30 protein-coding genes are annotated in these 22,346 nt (G+C 64.1%); 4 read left to right on the top strand and 26 right to left on the bottom strand.

Translation table 11 applies throughout. The annotated features are described in order from the left end of the window. Nucleotides 1–5: 5 nt before the first annotated feature. From JQ566_RS34140 to JQ566_RS34085, 12 genes are all read right to left on the bottom strand, one after another. A complete protein-coding gene (locus JQ566_RS34140) occupies nt 6–245 on the bottom strand; it encodes a nitrogen fixation protein NifZ (protein ID WP_212380615.1) in 240 nt (79 codons plus the stop codon). Then, the gene (locus JQ566_RS34135) at nt 245–562 is read right to left on the bottom strand and encodes a nitrogen fixation protein NifZ (RefSeq protein ID WP_212380589.1); all 318 of its coding nucleotides are present in this window, start codon (nt 560–562) and stop codon (nt 245–247) included. Before JQ566_RS34135 ends, JQ566_RS34140 begins: the two co-directional genes overlap by 1 nt. After that, entirely contained in the window at nt 559–1,332 is a 774-nt protein-coding gene (locus JQ566_RS34130; protein WP_212380587.1) for a 4Fe4S-binding leucine-rich repeat protein, read from the bottom strand. The genes JQ566_RS34135 and JQ566_RS34130 overlap by 4 nt, the downstream gene beginning before the upstream one ends. Beyond that, nucleotides 1,325–1,855, bottom strand: coding sequence for a hypothetical protein (locus JQ566_RS34125; RefSeq protein ID WP_212380586.1), 531 nt, complete (start codon nt 1,853–1,855; stop codon nt 1,325–1,327). Before JQ566_RS34125 ends, JQ566_RS34130 begins: the two co-directional genes overlap by 8 nt. A gap of 13 nt (nt 1,856–1,868) precedes the next feature. After that, nucleotides 1,869–2,177, bottom strand: a complete 309-nt coding sequence (locus tag JQ566_RS34120) for a HesB/IscA family protein (RefSeq protein WP_212380583.1) — start codon at nt 2,175–2,177, stop codon at nt 1,869–1,871. A gap of 10 nt (nt 2,178–2,187) precedes the next feature. After that, on the bottom strand, nt 2,188–2,412 hold the full coding sequence (locus JQ566_RS34115) for a 4Fe-4S binding protein (protein WP_025037807.1): 225 nt from the start codon (nt 2,410–2,412) through the stop codon (nt 2,188–2,190). Nucleotides 2,413–2,422: 10 nt separating this feature from the next. Next, nucleotides 2,423–3,985 (bottom strand): nitrogenase cofactor biosynthesis protein NifB, encoded by a 1,563-nt coding sequence (gene nifB / locus JQ566_RS34110; protein WP_212380581.1) that lies wholly within the window; start codon nt 3,983–3,985, stop codon nt 2,423–2,425. Nucleotides 3,986–4,274: 289 nt separating this feature from the next. Then, nucleotides 4,275–5,141 carry an SIR2 family NAD-dependent protein deacylase gene (locus JQ566_RS34105; protein WP_212380579.1) on the bottom strand — a complete coding sequence of 289 codons (867 nt, stop codon included), beginning with the start codon at nt 5,139–5,141 and terminating at the stop codon, nt 4,275–4,277. Next, complete coding sequence (nifT, locus tag JQ566_RS34100; RefSeq protein ID WP_100178678.1) at nt 5,141–5,362, bottom strand: putative nitrogen fixation protein NifT; 222 nt, start codon at nt 5,360–5,362, stop codon at nt 5,141–5,143. The genes JQ566_RS34105 and nifT overlap by 1 nt, the downstream gene beginning before the upstream one ends. Continuing rightward, complete coding sequence (gene nifS / locus JQ566_RS34095; protein WP_212380577.1) at nt 5,359–6,555, bottom strand: cysteine desulfurase NifS; 1,197 nt, start codon at nt 6,553–6,555, stop codon at nt 5,359–5,361. The genes nifT and nifS overlap by 4 nt, the downstream gene beginning before the upstream one ends. 29 nt (nt 6,556–6,584) lie before the next feature. Further along, the gene (locus JQ566_RS34090) at nt 6,585–6,878 is read right to left on the bottom strand and encodes a NifU family protein (protein WP_212380575.1); all 294 of its coding nucleotides are present in this window, start codon (nt 6,876–6,878) and stop codon (nt 6,585–6,587) included. Nucleotides 6,879–6,919: 41 nt separating this feature from the next. Then, nucleotides 6,920–7,240, bottom strand: coding sequence for an iron-sulfur cluster assembly accessory protein (locus tag JQ566_RS34085; protein ID WP_080136068.1), 321 nt, complete (start codon nt 7,238–7,240; stop codon nt 6,920–6,922). Nucleotides 7,241–7,578: 338 nt separating this feature from the next. Between JQ566_RS34085 and JQ566_RS34080 the strand changes: the two genes are divergently transcribed. Continuing rightward, on the top strand, nt 7,579–8,169 hold the full coding sequence (locus JQ566_RS34080) for a hypothetical protein (RefSeq protein WP_212380573.1): 591 nt from the start codon (nt 7,579–7,581) through the stop codon (nt 8,167–8,169). A 10-nt stretch (nt 8,170–8,179) separates the two neighbouring features. On the opposite strand, the gene JQ566_RS34075 is transcribed toward JQ566_RS34080, so the two are convergent. Next, nucleotides 8,180–8,584, bottom strand: a complete 405-nt coding sequence (locus JQ566_RS34075; RefSeq protein ID WP_212380571.1) for a Rieske (2Fe-2S) protein — start codon at nt 8,582–8,584, stop codon at nt 8,180–8,182. 250 nt (nt 8,585–8,834) lie between these two features. Between JQ566_RS34075 and JQ566_RS34070 the strand changes: the two genes are divergently transcribed. After that, complete coding sequence (locus JQ566_RS34070; protein ID WP_212380569.1) at nt 8,835–9,284, top strand: hypothetical protein; 450 nt, start codon at nt 8,835–8,837, stop codon at nt 9,282–9,284. After that, nucleotides 9,281–9,598, top strand: coding sequence for a hypothetical protein (locus tag JQ566_RS34065; protein WP_212380567.1), 318 nt, complete (start codon nt 9,281–9,283; stop codon nt 9,596–9,598). The genes JQ566_RS34070 and JQ566_RS34065 overlap by 4 nt, the downstream gene beginning before the upstream one ends. Nucleotides 9,599–9,624: 26 nt before the next feature. On the opposite strand, the gene hspQ is transcribed toward JQ566_RS34065, so the two are convergent. The 9 genes from hspQ to nifD form a co-directional block, all read right to left on the bottom strand. Next, complete coding sequence (gene hspQ, locus JQ566_RS34060; protein ID WP_212380565.1) at nt 9,625–9,942, bottom strand: heat shock protein HspQ; 318 nt, start codon at nt 9,940–9,942, stop codon at nt 9,625–9,627. 17 nt (nt 9,943–9,959) lie between these two features. Continuing rightward, nucleotides 9,960–10,247 (bottom strand): ferredoxin III, nif-specific, encoded by a 288-nt coding sequence (gene fdxB / locus JQ566_RS34055; protein WP_188096640.1) that lies wholly within the window; start codon nt 10,245–10,247, stop codon nt 9,960–9,962. Nucleotides 10,248–10,262: 15 nt separating this feature from the next. Next, entirely contained in the window at nt 10,263–10,463 is a 201-nt protein-coding gene (locus tag JQ566_RS34050) for a CCE_0567 family metalloprotein (protein ID WP_212380563.1), read from the bottom strand. A 9-nt stretch (nt 10,464–10,472) separates the two neighbouring features. Continuing rightward, complete coding sequence (locus tag JQ566_RS34045) at nt 10,473–10,943, bottom strand: NifX-associated nitrogen fixation protein (protein ID WP_212380561.1); 471 nt, start codon at nt 10,941–10,943, stop codon at nt 10,473–10,475. A gap of 10 nt (nt 10,944–10,953) precedes the next feature. Further along, nucleotides 10,954–11,349, bottom strand: coding sequence for a nitrogen fixation protein NifX (gene nifX / locus JQ566_RS34040; protein ID WP_131870826.1), 396 nt, complete (start codon nt 11,347–11,349; stop codon nt 10,954–10,956). Between the two features lie 22 nt (nt 11,350–11,371). Continuing rightward, complete coding sequence (gene nifN, locus JQ566_RS34035; protein WP_212380559.1) at nt 11,372–12,754, bottom strand: nitrogenase iron-molybdenum cofactor biosynthesis protein NifN; 1,383 nt, start codon at nt 12,752–12,754, stop codon at nt 11,372–11,374. Between the two features lie 10 nt (nt 12,755–12,764). Continuing rightward, nucleotides 12,765–14,432: a nitrogenase iron-molybdenum cofactor biosynthesis protein NifE gene (gene nifE / locus JQ566_RS34030; protein ID WP_212380558.1), complete on the bottom strand. Its 1,668-nt coding sequence runs from the start codon at nt 14,430–14,432 to the stop codon at nt 12,765–12,767. 117 nt (nt 14,433–14,549) lie between these two features. Next, nucleotides 14,550–16,109, bottom strand: a complete 1,560-nt coding sequence (gene nifK / locus JQ566_RS34025) for a nitrogenase molybdenum-iron protein subunit beta (RefSeq protein WP_212380556.1) — start codon at nt 16,107–16,109, stop codon at nt 14,550–14,552. Nucleotides 16,110–16,184: 75 nt separating this feature from the next. Then, nucleotides 16,185–17,687 (bottom strand): nitrogenase molybdenum-iron protein alpha chain, encoded by a 1,503-nt coding sequence (gene nifD / locus JQ566_RS34020; protein ID WP_212380554.1) that lies wholly within the window; start codon nt 17,685–17,687, stop codon nt 16,185–16,187. Between the two features lie 354 nt (nt 17,688–18,041). Between nifD and JQ566_RS34015 the strand changes: the two genes are divergently transcribed. Next, the gene (locus JQ566_RS34015; protein WP_212380613.1) at nt 18,042–18,494 is read left to right on the top strand and encodes a SufE family protein; all 453 of its coding nucleotides are present in this window, start codon (nt 18,042–18,044) and stop codon (nt 18,492–18,494) included. 13 nt (nt 18,495–18,507) lie between these two features. Here JQ566_RS34015 and JQ566_RS34010 read toward each other — a convergent pair whose 3' ends face one another. The 4 genes from JQ566_RS34010 to sufC are packed head-to-tail and all read right to left on the bottom strand — an operon-like array spanning nt 18,508 to nt 22,177. After that, complete coding sequence (locus JQ566_RS34010; RefSeq protein ID WP_212380552.1) at nt 18,508–18,846, bottom strand: nitrogen fixation protein NifZ; 339 nt, start codon at nt 18,844–18,846, stop codon at nt 18,508–18,510. Further along, nucleotides 18,843–20,084, bottom strand: coding sequence for a cysteine desulfurase (locus JQ566_RS34005; protein WP_212380550.1), 1,242 nt, complete (start codon nt 20,082–20,084; stop codon nt 18,843–18,845). Before JQ566_RS34005 ends, JQ566_RS34010 begins: the two co-directional genes overlap by 4 nt. A gap of 4 nt (nt 20,085–20,088) precedes the next feature. Further along, entirely contained in the window at nt 20,089–21,414 is a 1,326-nt protein-coding gene (gene sufD, locus JQ566_RS34000) for a Fe-S cluster assembly protein SufD (protein WP_212380548.1), read from the bottom strand. A gap of 4 nt (nt 21,415–21,418) precedes the next feature. Further along, nucleotides 21,419–22,177 carry a Fe-S cluster assembly ATPase SufC gene (gene sufC, locus JQ566_RS33995; protein ID WP_212380546.1) on the bottom strand — a complete coding sequence of 253 codons (759 nt, stop codon included), beginning with the start codon at nt 22,175–22,177 and terminating at the stop codon, nt 21,419–21,421. Nucleotides 22,178–22,346: the final 169 nt, after the last annotated feature.

Genomic DNA, 22,346 nt, shown 5'->3' with positions numbered 1-22,346 from the left:
CATCCCTACATCGGGCTGATTTCTTCTTCGAGGCAGCCGACCACCAGCCGCTCGCCGAACTCTACCAGATAGATCGGCAGGTTCGCCTCGGTGTGCCGGCCCACCTGGACGATCTCGCCGGCGTCGCCGACGCCGACGAGAAGACCCTCGGCCGGCGCGTCGGGAAACGAGCCGTCATTGTGCAGGTCGACCGCCGCCTTCACGCGCTGACCCCATTGATATTTCGGCAGCTTGGGTTCGATCATCATGATGCAGCCTCCGGCAGGGGAATATCCTCGACCGCATCGCGCGGGGTGACGGGATCGAGCTCCTTGCGCTTCATCCCGACGCGGTTGCCGCTGTCGAGGAATTCGACGCCATAGATGTAGAATTGCTGGAGGAAGGTGCCGATCGAGACCACGTAGCCGATCTCGCCCTTCTTGGCGAGGATGTCGCCGATCTCCTTGCCGGCATAGGTGCCGTCGTTACGAATGGTGCGCTTGGCCCGCACCTTCTCGCCGAAGCTGAAGAACGGCGCGGCCGTCAGCTCGACGACGTCGCTGTCGCGGACGATGTTGCTCATAGGGAGGCTCCCGTTCCTCGTTCCAGCCGTACGGCGACCCGCGACCGCGCGACTTCGCGCACCAGGCCGTCCTGATCCTCGATCAGCCCCATGAGCTCGCCGGCCGCGGCGCGGCTCGCGACCTCGTAGCGGATGCGCCAATCCGGATCGCGGCGCATCAGTGCCAGGCGCTCCGGCGACAGGCGCTGCGCGACCTCGAGCCGCACGGCCGCATCACGGTCGTTGATCATGCCGGGCAACCATTCGTCCGGGATCCGCCGGGCAACGACGCGGCGGACCTCCGCCTCCCCGTCCTCGATCATCCGGCCGAGCAGCAGCGGCGCCAGCCTGCGCGCGACGACGAGACGTACGTAATAGTCCTCGTCGGAGGCCATCGGCAGCAGGTCGTCGCCGTCAATCAGCGTTGCAACGCGCATTCTCACCTCGCGATGCGGGTCCTTGCGCAATTGCAGCGCATAGCGCCTCGGCAGGCGGCGGACCGCATTCCAGCGCACGGTTTCGTCGGCATCGCCGAGCAGCGGCGGCAGCAGGAACAGATTGGCGGATTTCGCGGCGATCGCGCGCACCTCGAAATGCGGATGGCCGAGATAGCCGTCGGCGAGGCCCGGATTCCAGCTGAAGAAGCGGTCGATGCGGCGGGCGTAGCGATCATTGACGCAGGCATGCCTGATCCGGCAGCCGCCGGCGCCGTTGAGCGCCAGATGCGCGCAGGCCGCGCAATCGACCTGCCGCCCCTGCCAGTCGAGGGCCTCGTCGATGTCGTCACTCATCGTCCTGCCCCATTCGGTCGAGCACGCCCAGGAGGACCCTGGCGCCGATCTTGTCGGTGGGATCGAGCTCCAGCAGCTTCTGGACCGCGAGCCGCCCCTCCTCGGTCTGGCCGAGGCGCATCTGCAAGTAAGCGTAGCCCTTCAGCGAGAACAGGAAGAAGCGCGGCAGGATGTTTTCGTAGCGGCCGAACTCGGCATCACCCGCGCGCACCTGTCGCCAGTCGGCAGGAAGATTGTTTTCCTCGGCAGCCTTCAGGAGGCAGCGCCGGGCGACACCCAGCGCCTCGGCGAGACGTCCCTTGTAGAAGTAGAATCGATAGAGGCCGATCAGCACGGCGGCATGACCGGGCGCGAGCGCCTCGGCCTCACGCAGATGGCCTTCGGCGATGTCGTCCAGGTGATAGGAGAGCCCCGCCTCCCACAGATGATGTTCCGCCTCGCTCGGCAGCCCGCGCCCAAGCAAGGCGCTGGTGACCAGCGCCTCGTTGATCTCGACCTGCGGGCTGAGGAGCGTATCGGGCATCACTTTCGCCTGCTCAATGGTGTCCGCAGGAGACCTGCTTCGGATCGTGGAACACGAGCCCGGTCTGGGTCGCCGTATCCGCAAAATCGATGGACACGCCGTCGAGCAGCAGCCGGCTTTCGGCCGGCAGGAACAGCTTGACACCGTCGCGCTCGACCACGGCATCGCCGGCCTGTGGCTCGGCGCGCACGCTGATATCGGCGGCAAGACCCGAGCAGCCGCCCGGGCTGACCGCAAGGCGGAAGCCGCTGCCCGCGCCGCCGTCGACCCGCAGCATCATGCGCATGAATTTCTGCGCCGCCGGTGTGATCGTGAAGTTCATCCCATCCTCCTCAGGCAGGTGCCTGGTAGCGCGGCAGCGACGTATCGATGACGCAGGTGTTGTCGACCGGGCAGACCGCCACGCATTGCGGCTCGTCGAAATGGCCGAGGCATTCGGTGCATTTCTTCGGATCGATCACGAACGTCCCGCCCTTTTCGCGGATCGCCACGTTCGGACATTCCGGCTCGCAGGCCGAGCAGCTCGTGCACTGCGAGGCGATGATCTTGAACGGCATCGGTCTCTCCTCACGCCGCCGAAATCAGCGCGCCCTGGCGGATGGCGGCATCGCCGCGCTCCACGTGCTCGATCTCGCCGTTGTTGATCTTGTCGAGATAGGCCTTGAACCAGGCGATCGCGGACTTCTCGATGAACTCGTGGGCGTATTGATCGACCGGCTCGATGCCGGCCTTGATCAGGTCGCCCTTCGGGCAGCCGCCGATCTTGGCCACGAAGACTGCATGGCAATCGTTGATGGCGCGGATGATCGTCTCCAGGCTATCTTCCTCGCCGTAGCCGCCCTGGCAGTAGAGATCGACGCGGCGATGACCGACGAACTTCGCGCCCGCCGTGGAGAGCTCGTAGACCTGGAACTCCTTGGCGTGACCAAAGTGCTCGTTGATCAGACCGGAGCCCTTGGTCGCGACTGCAGCCAGCACCTTGATATCGCTGGAGGCCCCGGCGAGCTCGGCGAGCTCCTCCTGCTTGGCCGCGACCTTGGCGATGCGCTCCTCTTCGACCTTTTCCTGATACGCCTTGCGGGTCTCGGCGTCGTACTTGACCTCCATGGCCATGATCTTCTCGGTGGTGAATTCGGCGCTGCGATCCTCGCCGAGCAGGCCGACGGCGTCGGCGCGGCACTGGCGGCAGTGCCGCATCATGTTCATCTCGCCCTCGCAAGAATCCTGCAGCGCCTTCAGCTCCTGCGCGCTCGGACCGCGCTGACCGTTCAGGCCGAACACGGTGCCGTGCTCGGGCGAAGAGATCAGCGGCATGATGTTGTGCAGGAAGGCGCCGCGCGACTTCACGGCCCTGTTGACCTCGACCAGGTGCTGGTCGTTGATGCCGGGGATCATCACCGAGTTGATCTTGCAGAGGATGCCGCGCTCGGTGAGCATTTCGAGGCCCTGGAGCTGGCGATCGGTGAGGATCTTGGCGGCCTCATAGCCGGTGTAGCGCTTGTGCTTGTAGAAGATCCAGGGATAGATCTGCGCGCCGATCTCGGGATCGACCATGTTGATGGTGATGGTGACGTGGTCGACATTGAACCGCGCGATGGTGTCGACGTGGTCGGGCAGCGTGAGCCCGTTGGTCGACAGGCAGAGCTTGATATCCGGCGCAGTCTTGCTGATCAGCTCGAAGGTCTTGAAGGTCTTTTCCGGGTTCGCCAGCGGATCGCCGGGACCGGCTATGCCGAGCACGGTCATCTGCGGAATGGTGGAAGCGACCGCCAGCACCTTCTTGGCAGCCTGCTCGGGCGTCAGCTTCTCGCTGACGACGCCAGGGCGCGATTCGTTGGCACAATCGTATTTGCGGTTGCAGTAATTGCACTGGATGTTGCAGGCCGGCGCGACCGCGACGTGCATGCGCGCATAGTGATGATGCGCTTCTTCGCTGTAGCAGGGGTGGTTCTTCACCTTCTCCCAGATTTCGGTCGGCAGGTCGCCCTGCCCGGCCTGCGATCCGCAGCTCGCCTTGCCGCTGCCGCCGGTGGTGCCGCAGCCCTTGTGCTCGGCTATGGCCTGCATGATCTCGCCGACATCGGCGACGTTGCCGTTACTGCTCGCATCGTGTTGCGCTGAAACGTCCATGTGCTCAGTTCTCCTTGCAGGCCGAACAGATTTTGCGGGTCTCTGATTTCGAGAAGCGTCCTAAGAGTCGTTCTAGAAAGGTATTAGCAACCCGCATGCCACCGGCGCGGCCGCGACTTTTCTCGCTTGCTTCAAGGAGTTAGCGCGAGTGCTCGGGAATGTCGGGTTGCCAACGCGTGTTGGAAAGGTGACAGACGCGACATCGCCAACGAGACGCATCGATGCGTGCGGGATCTTCGCGCGAAGATCGCTCGTGCGTAGATCCCCAGATCGGCAATGCGATGGAAGGTCAGCCCGCCAGCACGATCTCGATCGCGCGTGCCAGCGGGATGGCGAGCGGGGTCAGGCCCTGGCTCACCAGGAAGCGCAGCTCGTTCTTCGACAGCGCGTCGGGCTCGACAACGGCGTAGTGGGTATCGGTCGAACGCTTCGAGACCTGCCGCGCATAGGTGCGCAGGAGCTGGTCGTTGAAGCGACAGCCGAGGAACAGAAAGCTGCGGCCGGTGCGCCGCGCCTTCACCTCGTCCGGGATCGGCGTCTGGATGTCGATCTCGGTCAGCACTTCGACATAGTCGGCGTCGGAGATCAGGAAGTTCTTGGCCGGCGCGACGCTGCCATGGGGCTTGTAGAGGATCGTGCTCCAGTTCCTGGCCTGCGCGCGGTCAACTTCATGGCCTGCGGCATCGTAGAACCGGTACCAGCGATCCTCGCCAATACCGGCGCGGGTGATACCCTGGATCTCGCCCCAATCATTTCGTTCGGCGAGCGCACTGCGCATCGCGCCGTCGTACCAGCTGTCGACGATCAGCGGCAGCGGCATGGTGGCGAGATGGCGATGAAGCGCGGTCGGCGAGACCGGGGTGGCGAAAGCTTCCGCCATCAGGGCAGTCACCGTCGCACGGTGCCTGGTGCTCTCGATGTGCTGCGCCGAAGCCCAGGCATTGCCCCGGGCGCGCCGTGGCAGGGCGACCTTGGTGCCGAAGAAGGCCGCCAGCGCTTCCGGGTTCATCGGCACGGCCGGTCCGCCGAGCTCGGCGACGCCTGGCCCGAGATAGGGAATCACGTCGCCGCCGCGCAGCCGCGCAACGACGTCGCCGAGGATGGCTTCGGCGTCGGCCGGAGCGGCAAAGTCGATCTGCGGGACCGGCGCGTTCATCACTCGTCTCCCTCGCCGCCGCGCTTCTTGGCGTTGATCGTGATCGGCAAGTTGGTATCGGCAGCCATCTGCGGCAGATCGAGCACCCAGCCATTGGCGATCTTGATCCAGCCGCCCCACAGAGTCTCGTGCTCGGATTCGACGATCGGCTCCTCGAGATCCTTCTTCGGCACGTAGATCGACAGGCCGGTCTCCGGCGATCGGCGAATCATGACTTTCATAGGCTCATCTCCGTAGGACGAGAGGTGTCGCTCGCGCGCTCTTGCCACGACGGAGACAATGCTCTCAGTTTCGACAGGATCTCAGGCATTAACAGCAAGACCCGGTCGACCTCTTCGGCCGTGGTCTCGCGAGACAGGGAGAAGCGGATCGCGCCGCGCAACGCCAACTGCGGCACGTGCATCGCGCGCAACACATGTGACGGCTCCATCGAGCCGGAGGCGCAGGCCGAGCCCAGCGAGGCAGCGATACCGGCGCGGTTCAAATGGTGGATGATCGCCTCGCCCTCAAGATGTTCGAAGGCGATATTCGACGTATTCGGCAGCCGGCTCTTGACGTCGCCCAGCACGATGCACTGGCCGAGCTGTAAAATCCCCTGCTCCATCCGGTCGCGCCGCGCGGCGATCCGCGCCCGCTCCCGTTCGAATTGTGTCGCCGCAAGCTCGGCAGCCTTGCCGAAGCCGACGATGCCCGGAACGTTTTCTGTGCCGGCGCGACGGCGGCGCTCCTGTGGACCGCCGAGGATCAGCGGGCTGAATTTCGTTCCCTTGCGCACATAGAGCGCGCCGATCCCCTTGGGACCGTGCAGCTTGTGGCCGGACAGCGAGAGCATGTCGATCTCGGTGGCACTCAGATTGATCGGAATCCGTCCGACCGCCTGCACCGCATCGGTGTGAAACAGCGCGCCGGCTGAACGCGCCATCTTGGCCAGGAACTCGACCGGGAAGATCGTGCCGGTCTCGTTGTTGGCCCACATCACGGAGGCGATCGCCGTGCGGGGGCCGAGCGCACGCCTGTAAGCCTCGATGTCGAGCCGGCCACGCCCGTCCACGGGAATAAGATGGCTTCTGATGCCGCGGCGGCCGAGCTCCTCGACCAGCGACAGCACCGCGGGATGCTCCACCGCGGTGGTGACGATCTCGTCGCGCCCCTCCTGGACGGCGAGCGCCGACAGGATCGCAGTGTTGTCGGATTCGGTGCCGCCCGAGGTGAAGACAATCTCGTGATCGAACGCTGCGCCGATCAGGCCCTGGACGCTGCGCCGCGCCTCCCTCACCGCCCCGGCGACATCGCTGCCGAAGGCGTGTGCCGAGGAGGCATTGCCGAACTGCTCGGAGAAGAACGGCAGCATCGCCGCGACGACGGACGGGTCCGTGCGGGTCGTCGCGTTGTTGTCGAGGTAGATCGGCCGCACGGATTCCCTCTTTCGATGTCGAAGCCCGCTCAGTGACGGGGCTTGGCCGCTCCGGCGACGGGGATCAGGCGGACGAACTCGCCGAGCCGTTCGATCAGGCGGGCCTGGATACCCTCCAGCGTCGCGCTCGCCAGCTTGCAGAACACGCAGGCCCCGGTCAGCCTGACCATGATCTTGTTGCCGTCGATCTCGAGCAGCTCGCAATCGCCGCCGTCGCGCTTGAGATTGGGCCTGACCTCGTCGAGCACGGCGCGAACGATGCGCTCGCGCTCGCTGGGTTCAGCGGCCGGCAACTGCTTGAGGTGTTCGGATTCGACGAGCATTTCACATTCTCTTTCTTGCGGAGCGATCGAAGGATTGCGGCTCAGCTGAACGACTTGCCGCAGGAGCAGCTCGACTTCGCGTTGGGATTGTCGAAGGTGAAGCCGGATCCCTCCAATGCGACGACGAAGTCGATCGTGGTGCCGTTGAGATGCTCGTGGCTCGCATTGTCGACGAACACCTTGACGCCGCCGCGCTCGATCACGGTGTCATCGGGCTTGGCCTCTTCGGCGAGGCCCATCATGTATTTGAAGCCGGCGCAGCCACCGGTTTCGACCATGATGCGCAAGCCGCTCGCCGGCTGCGCTGCCGAGGAGATCGCGGTCTTCACCGCATTCACCGCGCTGTCCGTCAGATTGATCATCGCTCGCCCTCGCTCTCTGGGTCTGTTGCGAGGAGGGATCGCAAGTCCCGTGCCAGAGCGTACAAGCCTGAAATTGCTGCATTTTCGTTCCGCCACCCGGCTGTTGCCTTTGCGACGCTTGTCGGGTTTGCGACAGGCGACGTTGGCGGCGCGTGGGCAAGCGGAATGGCAACTTGATACCGGGCAATGCGCAGCGGTCGCGCAGAGCCGTTCGGATTCCCGCTGCATTCACACTTTCGGCGCATACGCAGGCAGGCGGCAAACTCCTTGCATAAGCGCCATTGAAACCCCTCGCGGCGGCCAGACGGACGCGCGGCAGATGCAACAAGGAGACATTCATGACGTCGATCGACAACACCGCCCTTGGCCGCCTGGACAAGGAGGGCCGGCTCCTGAACGCGGTGCTGAAGGGTGACACCACAAAGCCCGGGCGCTTCGGCTTTCGCGGCGACATCGCGCTGAAATTCCAGGCCCAGGTCGCCGACGAGAAGCGTCCGCCGGACTATTCGATCGAGCAGGTGCTGACAGTGGCGCAGGAAGGCGAGACGACCATCCCGGTGCTCGCCGGCTACCTGCATTCCTACGCCTATCTCGCCGACGTCGCCAAGGTGCTGGATGGCGCGTTGAGCCCGAAGGGCAGCTACTTCATGTTCTGCAACAACATCGACTTCCTGGCAAAATACCGCACCAAGATCGGCGACATCGAGTTCCGTGTGCTGCCCTGCGACGAATCGACGGTCTGGAAGGAGATGATGGACCTCGCCGGCGTCGACAAGAACGACATCAAGAAGCTCGATACCGCCGGCAAGCTCGACTATCTGCTCGACGCGGCCAAGGATCTCGACGGCTCCTATACCGAGATCTCCTTCGAGGACGGCGTCAAGAAGATGGAGCCGGTGAAGAACCGCAACGAGAACCGGCCGGTCTGACGCATCTGCGTCAGACCTCTTCCTCGCAGGCCGTCTCGTCGTCCTCGACCAGCGTCACGCCGGTGACGCAGATATCGCCGTCCAGCACGGCGAGCGCGATCGGCGTCAGGCCCTCGCCCTTGCACGGTCCGTCGACGCAATGGCCGGTGCCGAGCTCGAAGGTGGCGCCGTGCTTGCCGCACATCAGCCTGGTGCCGTTGCCGTCGAGAAACTGGTTGCGCTCCCAGTCCAGATTCACCCCGTTGTGCGGGCAGCGGTTGAGATAGCCGAACACCTGCTTGCCCCAGCGCACGATCACGATCGGCCAAGGCCGCGGCGTCCCGTCCTCGCCGAGGATCATGAGATGAAAGCCGATCGCCCGCTGGCTCGGAATGTCGTTGAAGGCGCAGATCGCATAGGCGGTATTCTGGTCCATGCTGTCCTCGTTCGGGGGGCGGATTGCTCGAACGGTGCAAGAATCGCGCTAGGTTAGGGACATGACGTGACGATCGCGTCAGGTCAGGAATCCGACATGCGACAGCGTTGTCATCTGCCCGGTTCAGCATGTCGGGGTCAATGCATGCCGATTCTCCCGGTTTTGGCGACGTCGTAGCTCTCGGGACACTCGCGCGAGCTGGCATGGAAATTGATGCTGTTCAGTCAGGCCCCTTGGCATGGAGAATGGCATGAACGTCGCGTCCGAATTCACCGCCTGCTCGGAAGACGAGATCAAGGCGCTGCTCGATGGTGGCACGTTGACGGTCTATTCGGTCGCGCGCCCGATCACCGCCGATCGCCCGGTCGATCGCAGCGGCGTTCTGGCAGTATTCAAGTTCGCGAGCCCGGCTTTCGGCGGCGACGCCGCCGCCGCCGTCTTCGTGGCCAATCCGGTGCCGGCAAGCAGCGTCGGCACGCCTGGCTTTGCCCGCGCCTGCAAGGCGGACGGCACCGTCGTGGCGGACTTCTCCGCCGGGCCCGGCCCGCGCGAGATCAAGTTCGGCGAAGTCTCCTGCTCGCAAGGCGCGCCGGTGAAGATCACCGCGTTCAAGTTCATCGTCGAGGGCGGCTGGCCGGAACGCCCGGACTATTACGACGCCCATCCCCGCCCCGGCTTCGCCATGCCGATGGTGCCGTGATGGCGATACTGGTGAAGACCACGCAGGACGGCCGCAAGCTCGAGGTCGTTGGACTTGCGATCACGCTGGGCGGCAAGCTCGAAGCGAGCGAGCTGATCGAGGTGAAGGATCACCCCTATCGCCGCGCGATCCGTGCTGCCGCGCCGGAGGCGACCCACATGGCCGGCCGTGTGCCCCTGACGCAAACGGAAGCGGAGATCGTGCTCGCCGCGTTCAGGCAGGCGGAAGCCGACATGCTCGCCAATCCCATCGCCATCCACGAACGTTTCCGCATTGCTGCGATGATGAAGGCGCGCGAACAGGGCATCGAGTAGACCGGACCGCGCCCACTCGTGACGCATCAATTCATCAGCTGCCTGCGCCGGCGATAATCGCCTGCCTCGCCCACATCGAACAGCGCCCCGATCCCGGGATGACTGACCGGCTCGCCGGACTCATCGGGCTCCAGGTCATTCTCGGCAATACAGGCCACATAGGGGATTTCGTCGTCTTCGGCGAACAGCCGGTAGACCAGGCCCGTCGCCGTCCCGTCGTCCACGGCTTCGCCATCCGTGCCGGCGAACGACGTATCGACGTCGAAGATGACGCCCCGCATCGCATAGAGCCGGTGGCGGATCACCTGGCCGATATTGTACCTGGCAAACCGGGTCTTGCTCATCGCCGGTCCCGCACGCCTCAGGCGGCCGCGGGAGCGTGGGTCTGGCAGTTGGTCGGACAGACCCGCGCGCAGGCGCCACAGCCGATGCAGGCGCCGTCGTCGTTCATCACCATGACCTTCTTCTCGACCTCGTCATCGTCGTCATCGAGGTCGATCATCTCGCCGTCCTCGTTGATGCCCTTGAGCGTCATGACCTCGCGGCCGCAGACCTTGTAGCAACGGCCGCAGCCGATGCACTTCTGGGCATCGATCGACACCAGATAGTCCGGCTTCCAGTCGCGGCCGTCGCGGGTTGCGTAGGACATGGTCGGGACCCCGGCTCAGGTCTTTTCCAGCGACTTCAGATCCTCGCGCTTGCGCTCGAGCTCGGCGAAGGCGTCGTGGGCCTTCTGGGCCACGCTCAGGATCGAGGTCCAGTTGATCGGAAGCTCCTCGGAGAGATCGTGGAGGTCCATCTTGGCCTGCGTGGCCTTGGCCGAGAGCTTCTTGATCTCGGCCTTCAGGGTTTCAAGATCGCTCATGCTCAAACCTCAATAGTTGGCCACATCGGGAAACTTGCGGATCATCTCGACCCCACCCGCGACATATTTGTCGCCTTCGGCCGCGAGCTTGCCGAGATTGTCGAAGCCGAAGCGATGCACGTCGCGGAGCTGCTTGTTGACGACGATGAGCCGCCCGCCGATCAGGACCATGCGGCCGAAGCCTTCATGGTGCATCTTCAGCATCGGCGAGATCATCACGCCGGTTTCCTTCTCGATCGAGAGCGCGACAGCGTTGAAGAACAGCTCCATCCGCCAGATCGTGTCCGGATCGGGATCGCCGACGATCGGCAGCGCGCGGCGCTTCTCCTTGTCGAGGATATAGGGCTCGAGCAGATCGAGGTCCTTCTTGCCCTCCCAGGCACCATGGGTGTCCTGGGCCCGCCAGATCTTGACGAGCTCCTTGACGAACGGCGCATCGGCCGCGGTGTCGGGTTGAACGAGTTCAGCCGCCTCTGACATGATGGTTCCCTCAGTCTTCGAAATCAAAGCTGCGTTCCTGGCCCTTGGCCAGCACCTTGCGCAGCCATGGCGGCGGCGAGCCCTTCAGCACATCCTCGAGCTTGACGCAGAGATCGTCGATCGCCTCGGGCTGCGTCACCTTCATCGGATGGATGTTGTTGGCGACGACCCGCGCCGCGCCCGAGCCGCCGATCGCGGCGACATAGAGGATCGTGCAATCCTTGATCGCCTCGATCTTCGGCGCCAGCTTGTCCTCGTTGCCGTCCTCCTTGAGGTCGCCGTCGAACTGGATGGCCTCGACGAAGCGATGGCCGTCCGGATTGACGTCATAGATGGCGATGTTCTTGGCCCAGCCGAAATGCGCATCGACACGCTTCAGGTCCTGGGTGGCAAAGGCGACTTTCATCGATCTGGTCCCTCTTCTTGCATCAGTGCAGTTGCGGCGGGACGACCTGCAGGCCGCTGTCCGTGGTCCGCCAGGTCTCGGGCGTCGGCTGGTGGTTGGCCTCGCGGTCCCCGACGACGAGATTGGCGAGATCGAACACCAGATCGCGCGTCCCTCGGTAGCCGACCGACAGCTGGTGGCCGGCGCCAAGCCGATCGAACATCGGGAAGCCCGCACGATAAAACGGGATCTTCAGGCGCGAGGCTGCCTGGCGGCCGTGCGAGTGGGTGATGAGGAGATCGCAGTCGCGCGCCTTGGCTAGCTCTTCGAGGTCCTCGAGATCGCCGATCAGGACCTCCTGCGTCCTGACGCGCTCCAGCACGGGCGAAGCCGTCGTGGTCACCGCGGCGGCAACCTCGGCGCCCATCTCGTGCAGCATGCTGGAGAGGTCGAACAGCAGATCCGGCTCGGCGCCGATCGCAAGCTTGCGGCCGCCGATATGGAAATGCGTATCCAGCATCGCATCCGCGAGCTGGCCGCGCTGACGGCGATACTTCGCCGGCACCGGCCGGCCGCTGATCTCGCTGAGGAAGGCGATGAACTCGTCGTTGGGGATGAGGCCGCAGAGCCGCTCGAACAAGCGGAACGGCACGCCCGTCTTCTGCTGCATGGCCTCCGCCGCGCGCCTCATCTGCGCGCCGATCGCGATGGTCCAGGCCGCCTGCCCCATGGTCGCGATCTCGTCGACGCCGATGCCGCCGATCGTGGTCGGCGTGAACTCGTCCGGAATGTGGCCGTCGAGCGAGCCGGCAAGGTCCGGCAGGAAGGACGGCTTGAGGCCGAAATCCTCGATGATGGTGCGCAGCTCGTCGAGATCGCCGGGCGTGAGGTGACAGCCTGGCAGGACGTTGACGCGAGCCGGATCGCGCGCCGCCTCCGCCTCGACCGGGTCGACCAGGACCTCGACCATGCGCGCGGCGGTTTTCTCCCAGCCGTCCTGGAAGGCATCCTTGAAGTCGGGCGTTGCGACATAGACCAGCGGGACTTTTTCGAGCTGCGGATGCTTCTGCCGGATCAAGCGGATGAACCCCTCGACGTCGTCGCCCTTGGTCTCGGTGACGCCGGTCGAATTGATGCCGATGATCTCCGGCTTGGTGCGATTGTAGATGTTGAGGATCGCCTGCTCGACGTTCTCATAGCCGCCGAGCACGGTCGCGACCTCGCTCATCGCGGTGGTCTGCATCGGCACGGCCTCCTTGAAATGCCGCACGAACAGCGTCAGCCCGAACGAGGTGCAGCCTTGCGAGCCGTGCAGCAGCGGCATCGCCCCGCGCAGGCCCATGAAGGCGAAGGAGCCGCCGATCGGCTGGCTCATCTTGAGCGGATTGACCGAGCAGGCTTTCTTGGAAGTGGTGACGATGGCCATCAGCTGCGCCCTACTCCGCCGCCTGGAGGATCGGCCCCGGCTGGGCGACGAGGATGTCCTCGATCCGACCCTTGCAGGCGCCGCAGCCGCTTGAGGCGCTGGTATGTTCCTTCACTCCGTTGACGGTGGAAAGGCCGTGCGCGGCGATGGCATCCTCGATACTGCCGAGATCGACGGTCTTGCAGTGGCAGATCTTCTTGGCGCGACGGGTCGCCTCCGCAAGCAGCGGATCGGCGGCGATCTCGGCGGCCTGCGCATCCATTTGCGCAATTGCCTTGGCCTGCCAGTTCATGCCCGCTTCGTCCCACGGCGCGGGACGGCGAAGCTGCGCCCACATCGGGTTGTAAAGCGCCTTCTCGATCTCCTCCATCAGCTTGACCATGCCGATGTAGCCCATATAGGCGTGGCAGCGCTCCTGGTTGATGTCGAGCCAGGGCATCGCCGCCTTCAGCGCGACGAACTGCGACTTGCCGCCCGACAGCATGATGTCGGCGCGCGCATCCTTCAGCATCTTGTACATTTCGCGCGGTGTCATGTCCTCGATCATATGGGCGTCCTGGCCCATCAGCTCCTTGATCCGCTCCTTGTCCTCCTTGGTGGACTTCTTCACGGAGGTTCCGACGATTTCGAGACCCGCTTCCTGGAGCGCCGCGACCACGGACCACGACTTCACGCCGCCGGTGATCAGCAGAACTTTCTTGTCCTTGAAGCGCGGCTTGAAACGCTCGATCGCGGCCCAGGCCTTGGTCTCCTCCCGCGCAATCACCGCCTCGGTGCGGTCCATCAGCTCGGCCGGCGCGCCGCGCTCGATCAGCAGCCGCGCGATCTCGCGCAAGGAATCGCTGGAATCCTGGATGCCGTAGAACGAGCCCTCGAAGTACGGGATGCCGTAGCGCTCCTCCATCTTGCGCGCGACGTTGATCATCGCCTTGGAGCACACCATCATCGCCGCCTTGGCGCGATGCGAATACGCCAGCTCGCGATATTTGCCGTCGCCGGAGATGCAGGAGAGGATGCGGATGCCGAGCTCGTCGAGCAGCGGCTTGACCTGCCAGAACTCGCCGGACAGGTTGTATTCGCCGATGATGTTGATGTCGTAGGGCGTGGTGTAATCCGGCTCCTCGGTGCCGATGACGTGCTCCAGCAGCGCCTCGCCGGCCAGCTTGTTGCCGAGGTTCTTCGGCCCGACGAAGCCGGGCGAATTGACAGGGATGACCGGCTTGCCGAACTTCGTGGCCGCGGCCTTGCAGACCGCATTGATGTCGTCGCCGATCATGGCGGGCACGCAAGTCTGGTAGACGAAGATCGCCGGCGGATCGTATTTCTCGATGACTTCCTTGATCGCCTTGTAGAGCCGCTTCTCGCCGCCGAACACGATATCGGTCTCGTTCATGTCGGTGGTGAAGCTGCGGCGCCAGAGGTCGGAGCCCGACGACGCGCTGCCGCGGTTGTCCCAGGAATTACCCTCGCAGGCGATCGGGCCGTGGACGAGATGGGCGACGTCGGTGAACGGCTGCAGCGCAATCTTGGCGCCGTCGAAGGCGCAGCCGCCGGCGGCCCCTCCCGGCTGCAACTGCTTGGTGCAGCCCTTCTTGCGCTCGGCCTCCGTCTTGTTGGCGTTCTTGCCGCAACCAGGCTCGTTGAAGACGTCCTGGATGGTGGCCGACAGCGAGCTCATGCGTCTCTCCCGTTCTTGGACCCGCTGCGCGAGCGCCTTTGCCCCGCAGTCTCGATCGCTCTGGCTAGACTGGTCGTCTGCCGCCGCCCGGTCGGGCGGTGGCAGCTCTCATCGACGTCAGCGAATGATGTCGAAGCTGTAGTCGGTCTTGGCGGGCACGTTGGTGTTCTTGTCGATCTCGTCGAAGATCTTGTCGAGAATCTTCACCAGAACGTTCATGCCACCCTGATAGCCCCACACCGGATAGCGATGGTGGTGGTGGCGATCGAACACCGGGAAGCCGATGCGGATCAGCGGCGTGCCGGTGTCGCGTTCCAGGTACTTGCCGTAGGTGTTGCCGATCAGGAAATCGACCGGCTCGGTGAACAGCAGCGAGCGCATGTGCCAGAGATCCTTGCCGGGATAGGCATGGCAGTTCTTGCCGAAGGGCGAGCTGGCGAACAGCGCTTCCATCTTCTCGGCCCAGGCCTTGCTGCCGTTGGTGGAGAGCACATGGGTCGGCTCTGCGCCGAGCTCGAGCAGGAAGGCTGCAAGTCCGTAACAGAGGTCCGGATCGCCGTAGATCGCGAACTTCTTGCCGTGGATATGAGCGCTGGAGTCGGCCATGGCGTCGACCAGGCGGCCGCGCTCCTGCTCCAGCGCCTTCGCAATCGGCTTGCCGGTGATGCGCGAGAGCGTCATCAGGAAGTCGTCGGTAGCACTGACGCCGACCGGGTGATTGAAGGCCGCGACTTCGTGGCCGTGCCCCTCGATGAAGGGGAGCGTCTTCTCGGTGCAGTATTGCTGCATCGAGATGGTCGCCTTGGCGTGGATCGCGTTGGCGGCGTCCTCCAGCGTGGTGCCGCCGTCATACATACGGAACTCGCCGTCGGTCGGGGTATCGAACACGTCGCTGTTGTCGGCGAGGATCGTGTATTCGATCCCCATCAGCTCGAAGATGCGCTTGATCTCGCGGATGTTGCCGACGGTGTAGCCGTCGAAGCCGCCGATGAAGTTGACCTTGCCGTTCTCCTTGCGCGCGAGCTTCGGCGCGGTGCCGGCCTTGCCGTCCCAGAAGTGCTCAAGAATACCTTTCAGCGCGTTGTCGTAGCCGGTCACGTGGCTGCCGACGAAGGCAGGGGTATGGGCGAAGGGAACGTCGTACTCGTTGGGAACGGAGCCCTTCTCCTTCGCCGTCTTGATGAAGGCATTGAGGTCGTCACCGATCACCTCCGCCATGCAGGTGGTGGAGACGGCGATCATCTTGGGCTTGTACATGTTGTAGGTGTTGGCGAGACCGTCGATCATGTTGTTGAGGCCGCCGAACACCGCCGCGTCCTCCGTCATCGAGGAGGAGACGCAGGAGCTCGGCTCCTTGAAGTGGCGCGACAGATGGCTGCGGTAATAGGCGACGCAACCCTGCGAGCCATGCACGAAGGGCAGCGTGCCCTCGAAGCCGACCGCGACGAACACCGCGCCGAGCGGCTGGCAGGCCTTGGCGGGGTTCACGGTCAGCGCCTCGCGCGCAAAGTTCTTCTCGCGATATTCGGGCGTCTTGGCCCATTCGCGGATGCGCTCGACCTCCGCCGGATCCTGCGGATTCTCGAACAGGGCTTTCTTGTTGGCCAGCATCTGCTGGTATTCCGGACCTCGGAACAGCTCGAAGTGATCGAGCACGTGTTCGGCATTCTGTGTCATCGTGGCATCCTCGTTGGATTCGTGTTCGATCGCCTGTCCGGCTCCTCCCCGAACGGGAGGAGCCGGAGCTCGCTGTTATTCCGCCGCCATCAGGCTCGGCCGCGGGGCATCCTTCCAGGGTGCCCTGGTCTTCTTCCAGATCGGCGAGTTGATCGCCATGTCCATGTCGCGCGCGAAGATCGCGAACCCGTCATAGCCATGGTAGGGACCGGAATAATCCCAGGAATGCATCTGGCGGAACGGAACGCCCATCTTCTGGAAGACGTACTTTTCCTTGATGCCCGAGCCGACGAGATCGGGCTGGATCTTCTCGACGAAGCGCTCGAACTCGTAGCCGGTGACGTCGTCATAGATCAGCGTGCCGTCCTTGACGTAGTGCTGGGCGGTGCGCTGGTAGTCGTCGTTATGGCCGAACTCGTAGCCGGTACCGACGACTTCCATGCCGAGGTCCTCATAGGCGCCGATGACGTGGCGGGGACGCAAGCCGCCGACGAACAGCATCACCGTCTTGCCTTCCAGGCGCGGACGGTACTTCGCGATCACCGCATCCATCAGCGGCTGGTACTTCGCGATGACGCGCTCGGCGCCTTCCTTGATCTTGTCGTCGAAGAAGCTCGCGATCTTGCGCAGCGATTCCGCGATCTTGGAGGGGCCGAAGAAGTTGTACTCGCACCAGGGAATGCCGAACTTCTCCTCCATGTGGCGCGAGATGTAATTCATCGAGCGATAGCAATGCAGGACGTTGAGCTTCGCCTTGGGCGTCGCTTCCAGCTCGGCGAGGCTGCCGTCACCCGACCACTGCGCGATCACGCGCAAGCCCATCTCCTCGAGCAGGATCCGCGAGGACCAGGCGTCGCCGCCGATGTTGTAGTCGCCGATGATGGCGACGTCGTAGGGCGTGGATTCGAACGCCGGCTTGGCCTCCGGGGAGATCTTGTCGAAGATCCAGTCGCGCACCGCATCGTTGGCGATGTGGTGGCCGAGCGATTGCGAGACGCCGCGGAAACCTTCGCAGCGCACCGGAACGATGGTCTTGCCGTCATACTCCTTGGACTTCACCTTCGAGACGGCCTCGATGTCGTCGCCGATCAGGCCGATCGGGCATTCCGACTGGATGGTGATGCCGTGGTTGAGCGGGAACAGCTCCTGGATCTCGTCGATGATCTTGGCGAGCTTCTTGTCGCCGCCGAACACGATGTCCTTCTCCTGGAAGTCGGAGGTGAACTGCATCGTGACGAAGGTGTCGATGCCGGTCGTGCCGATGTAGTAGTTGCGCCGGGCGGCCCAGGAATACTGGCCGCAGCCGACCGGGCCGTGACTGATGTGGATCATGTCCTTGATCGGGCCCCAAACCACGCCCTTGGAGCCGGCATAGGCGCAGCCGCGAATGGTCATCACGCCGGGAATGGATTTCAGGTTCGACTTGACGCCGCAATCGGACTTGCCGGCCTCGTGCACGTTGAGGTGCTTGGCGCGACGCTTGGCGGTCTTCTCCGGATAGACCTTCAAGACCTCGTCGATCAGTTGCTTGTTGCGGGCCTTGATCTCGGCGACGCTCTGGGTGGTTGCTAGGCTCATACGAATATCCCTCGGTTATCCCTGTGTGAACGATTGGACGCCTCAACCGGCGCGCCGCTCTCGCGATCTCTTTCCGCGAGGTCGCCTTGCACAAGGACTTTTGCAACGAGTGTGCCAGCGTTTGCCGAAGAGAAAAAACGAAGCGATTGGAGACAGATAGCCTCGGAGTTCGCAATTGTTGCAAACCCGACATCGCATCATGTCGACATGTGCGTGCACGGAGGGCTGTTCGAAACAAAACAATGCGCGCCGTCGCCGGATCTCAACGAATATGCATTTTCCTGCACGGAAGCATCGATCCGCACTGCGGTATGGAGCTTGCTTGATGCGTCCCACCAATTCATCGAGGCGATCATGCAGCTTGAAACGAAATCCCGGCCAATGCCGATCGACGACATCATCGAGAACTTCTCGCTCCTCGAGGAGTGGGACGACCGCTATCGCTACGTCATCGAGCTCGGCCGCAAGCTGACGCCGTTTCCGGAGGCGCAACGCACCGACACGAACAAGGTGCAGGGCTGCGCCAGCCAGGTCTGGCTGGCGACTGCCATCGAGCACCGTGACGGGCGAGCGTTCCTCACCTTCGCCGGCGACAGTGATGCCCACATTGTCCGGGGCCTGGTCGCGATCCTGATCGCATTATTGTCGGGACGGCCGGCCTCGGAGATCTCGGGCGAAGATCCCCTCGCCTTGTTTGAGCGGCTCGGCCTCGGCCAGCACCTGACGCCGCAGCGCTCGAACGGCTTCCGGTCGATGGTGGCACGGATGCGGGCAGATGCGACGGCTGCGCTGGCAGAGACGGTCTAAAACCCGACCCCTGTCAGGCGACGTCGAACGCGGTCCCCATCCGCATCATCTCGCAGCCCCGCATGATAACGAAGACCGAGCGGGCCACGAACTCGACCGTGTAGTAGACCTCGCCGAGAAAGCGCCAGCTCTCCCGCACCACGCCGGCGTCTCCGGGGTGCACCAGCGGCTCACCGATGTCCTTATGCGGGTACATGCCGTCGTTCCTGATCAGCGCCGCGGCGCGGATCGGCTCGCCGGGCGCAAACTCGCCGGTGAAACGCCGCTCCATGTTCCGCACCGTCCGGCGCCGATGGGCATCGCAGACGATGCGGGCCACTGGTCGCGGTTTGGCGGCGATCTGATCGCTCATGAGAACAGCTCCTGGGCCCTGGTCAGGGCCTCGGCAAGCGCGTCGACCTCCTCCATGGTGTTGTAGAGCGCGAACGAGGCGCGGCATGTCGCGGTCACGCCGAAGCGGTCGAGCAGCGGCATCGCGCAATGGGTGCCGGCGCGCACCGCCACGCCAGAGCGGTCGATGACCGTAGCGAAGTCGTGGGCGTGGGCATTCTTCATCTCGAACGACACGACCGGCCCCTTGTCGGCGGCCGTCCCGATGATCCGCAGCGAGTTGATTCCGCGCAGTCGTTCCTGGGCGTAGGCCAGCAGACTGTTCTCGTGCCTGCGGATCCGTTCCTTGCCGATCGATTGGACATAGTCGATCGCGGCACCGAGGCCGATGGCCTGAACGATCGGCGGGGTTCCCGCCTCGAAACGATGCGGCGGCTCACCATAGGTGACGGTATCACGCGAGACCTCGCGGATCATCTCACCGCCGCCGTTGAAGGGCGGCATGGTCGCCAGGTGCTCGTACTTCCCATAGAGCGCGCCGATGCCGGTCGGACCGTACAGCTTGTGTCCGGTCACGACGTAGAAGTCGCAATCGATATCCCGAACGTCGATATCCATGTGGACAGCGGCTTGCGAGCCGTCGACCAGGACGGGGATCCCGCGCGCATGGGCCAGGCGAACGACCTCCTTGACCGGAACGACGCTGCCCAGCACGTTCGACATCTGGGTGATCGCGACCAGCCGGGTCCGCTCGTTCAACAACTTCTCGAACTCGTCGATCAGGAAATTGCCGTCGTCGTCGACCGGCGCCCATCTGATCACGGCGCCGTGCCGCTCGCGCAGGAAATGCCAGGGCACGATATTGGCGTGGTGCTCCATGATCGAGAGCACGATCTCGTCACCCGCGCCGATTCTTTCACGGCCGAACGTCTGCGCCACCAGATTGATCGCCTCCGTGGCGCCGCGGGTGAACACGATCTCCTCGCGCCGTTCCGCGTTGAGAAACCGGGCGATCCTGTCGCGCGCGCCCTCGTAGGCCTCCGTCGCCGCATTGGCGAGGAAATGCAGGCCGCGATGCACGTTGGCGTACTCGGAAGTGTAAGCCGCTGTCAGCCGATCGAGCACCGCGTTTGGCTTCTGGGCCGAGGCGGCATTGTCCAGGTACACCAGCGGCTTGCCGTGGACCTGCATCGACAAGATCGGAAAGTCCTCGCGTACGCGACAGACGTCGTAACTTCCATTGGCGACCGCCGGATGCATGGATCTAATCCCGCCCCCTGAGCCAATTGAGCATCGTCTGCGTCAATGCTTCACGCAGATCGTCGCGCGCCAGCGCGTCGATCACCTCGCCGACGAAGGCCTGGATCAGCAGCGCTTCGGCTTCCTTTTCCGGAATGCCGCGCGCCATCAGGTAGAACTTCAACTGGTCATCCAGCGCGCCCGTGGTGGTGCCGTGTCCGCACTGCACGTCGTCGGCGAAGATCTCGAGCTCCGGCTTGCAATTGGCGACGGCCTCGTCGGACAGCAGCAGCGCCCGCGCCATCATCCTCGCATCGGTCTGTTGCGCGCCCGGCTGCACCGTGATCCTGCCCTGGAACACCGCTCGCGCCTCGTCGTCGACCACGGCCTTGAACACCTCCCGGCTCTGCGAGCCGGGAGCGGCATGATCGACGGTCAGCGTCGTGTCAGCGTGCTGGCGGCCGGCCAGGAGGCTCGCCTGGTGCACGTTGGCGATGGTCCCCTCTCCTGCCAGCTTCAGGAAGAGCTGGTTGCGCACGACTGCGCCACCGGTCGTGAAGCCGAATTCGCGATAAGTCGCATTCGCGCCGATCTCGGCCAGCAGCGTCGCAATATGCATCGCAGCCGATCCCTCGGACGTGACCTTGACATGGTCGAGCCGCGCACGCTCTCCGACATTCATCCGGAGCGCAGCGTTGACCTGGTAGTCGGACTGGTCCGGCCCTTCATGCGTCTCGACCAGCGTGATGGCGGCACCGGCACCGAGCGCCAGCGACGATCGCGTAAACATCGCGGAAGGTGTATCGGCCGTGGTCACAAAAGCCAGGTGAATTGGCCGCGCCACGACGACATTGGGATCGACGGCGATGATCACGCCGTCGGCAGCGAACGCCGTGTTGAGTGCCGCGGCCGGATCGTCGCCGGCCATGCCGGCCTCGAGCCAGAGAGGCGCGTCGTCCAAGCCGAGCGCATCGGCCGTCGCGCGGATGCTGACACCGGGCTCGAGATCGGCAAGATCCGACAATTCGGGAACGAAGGCGCCGTCGACGATCAGGAGCCGGCGAAAGTCGAGGCCCGCAAAGCCTGCTGCGGCCTTTCGCGTGGCGGCCTTGGCAGCTGTATCGGGCCTCGGCGCCAACGGCTTGGCATCGCGAACCATACGCCGAAGGTCGGTATATTTCCAGGCTTCGACGCGGGAATGTGGCAGGCCCTGTGCCGCAAAGCGATCGAAGGCATCGCAACGGACCGCTTTGACGTTGCCGCCACCGGGCAGGCTCTCGCGCGCAGCCGCGAACAGGTCGGCGAATCCGATCTCGGCGGCGGTCTTGACGGGGCGGATCTCGGCATTCATGGGATCACGCCGCCTCGCTCTGATATTGTGCGTAACCCGTTGCTTCCAGCTCCAGCGCGAGCTCCTTGCCGCCTGTTTTGACGATGCGACCCGCCGAGAGCACGTGCACGACGTCGGGCACGATGTAGTCGAGCAGCCGCTGGTAGTGGGTGATCACGATCATGCCGCGGTCGGCTGCGCGCAGGCGATTGACGCCGTCGGCGACGATGCGCAGCGCGTCGATGTCGAGGCCGGAATCGGTCTCGTCCAGCACGCATAGTTTTGGTTCCAGGAGCGCCATCTGGAGCGTCTCGTTGCGCTTCTTCTCGCCGCCGGAGAAGCCGACATTGAGCGGCCGCTTCAGCATTTCAGGATCGATGCTGAGCTGTTTTGCAAGTTCGCGCACCCGCTTCAGCACGTCGGGCGATGACAATTCTTCCTCGCCGCGCTTCTTGCGCTGGGCATTCAGCGCCGTCCGCAGGAAGGTCAGCGTGGCAACACCGGGGATTTCGAGGGGATACTGAAAGGCCAGGAACAGCCCCTTGGCGGCACGCTCGTCGGGGTCCATGGCGAGCAGATCCTCGCCGTTGAAGGAGACCTCGCCGCCGGTGATCTCGTAGCCCGGCTTGCCCGAGAGCACATAGGACAGCGTCGACTTGCCGGCGCCGTTCGGGCCCATGATCGCATGGATCTCACCCCTGTTCACGGTGAGGTCGAGCCCGTTGAGAATCTGGCGGCCGTCGATCTCGGCCTTGAGCCCACGGATGTCGAGCAGCGCCGTCATCAAACTTCTCCTTGCCTGTTGCGTTCGAAGACGATCATCCGACGCTCCCTTCAAGCGAGATCGAGATCAGCTTCTGCGCTTCCACCGCGAACTCCATCGGCAGCTGCTGCAGCACGTCCTTGACGAAGCCGTTGACGACGAGGCCGACCGCCTCTTCCTGGCTGAGGCC

The organism is Bradyrhizobium sp. SZCCT0231 (genome assembly GCF_018130245.1).
Taxonomy (GTDB): domain Bacteria; phylum Pseudomonadota; class Alphaproteobacteria; order Rhizobiales; family Xanthobacteraceae; genus Bradyrhizobium; species Bradyrhizobium japonicum_F.
This window is presented reverse-complemented; position numbering and strand designations above follow the sequence as displayed.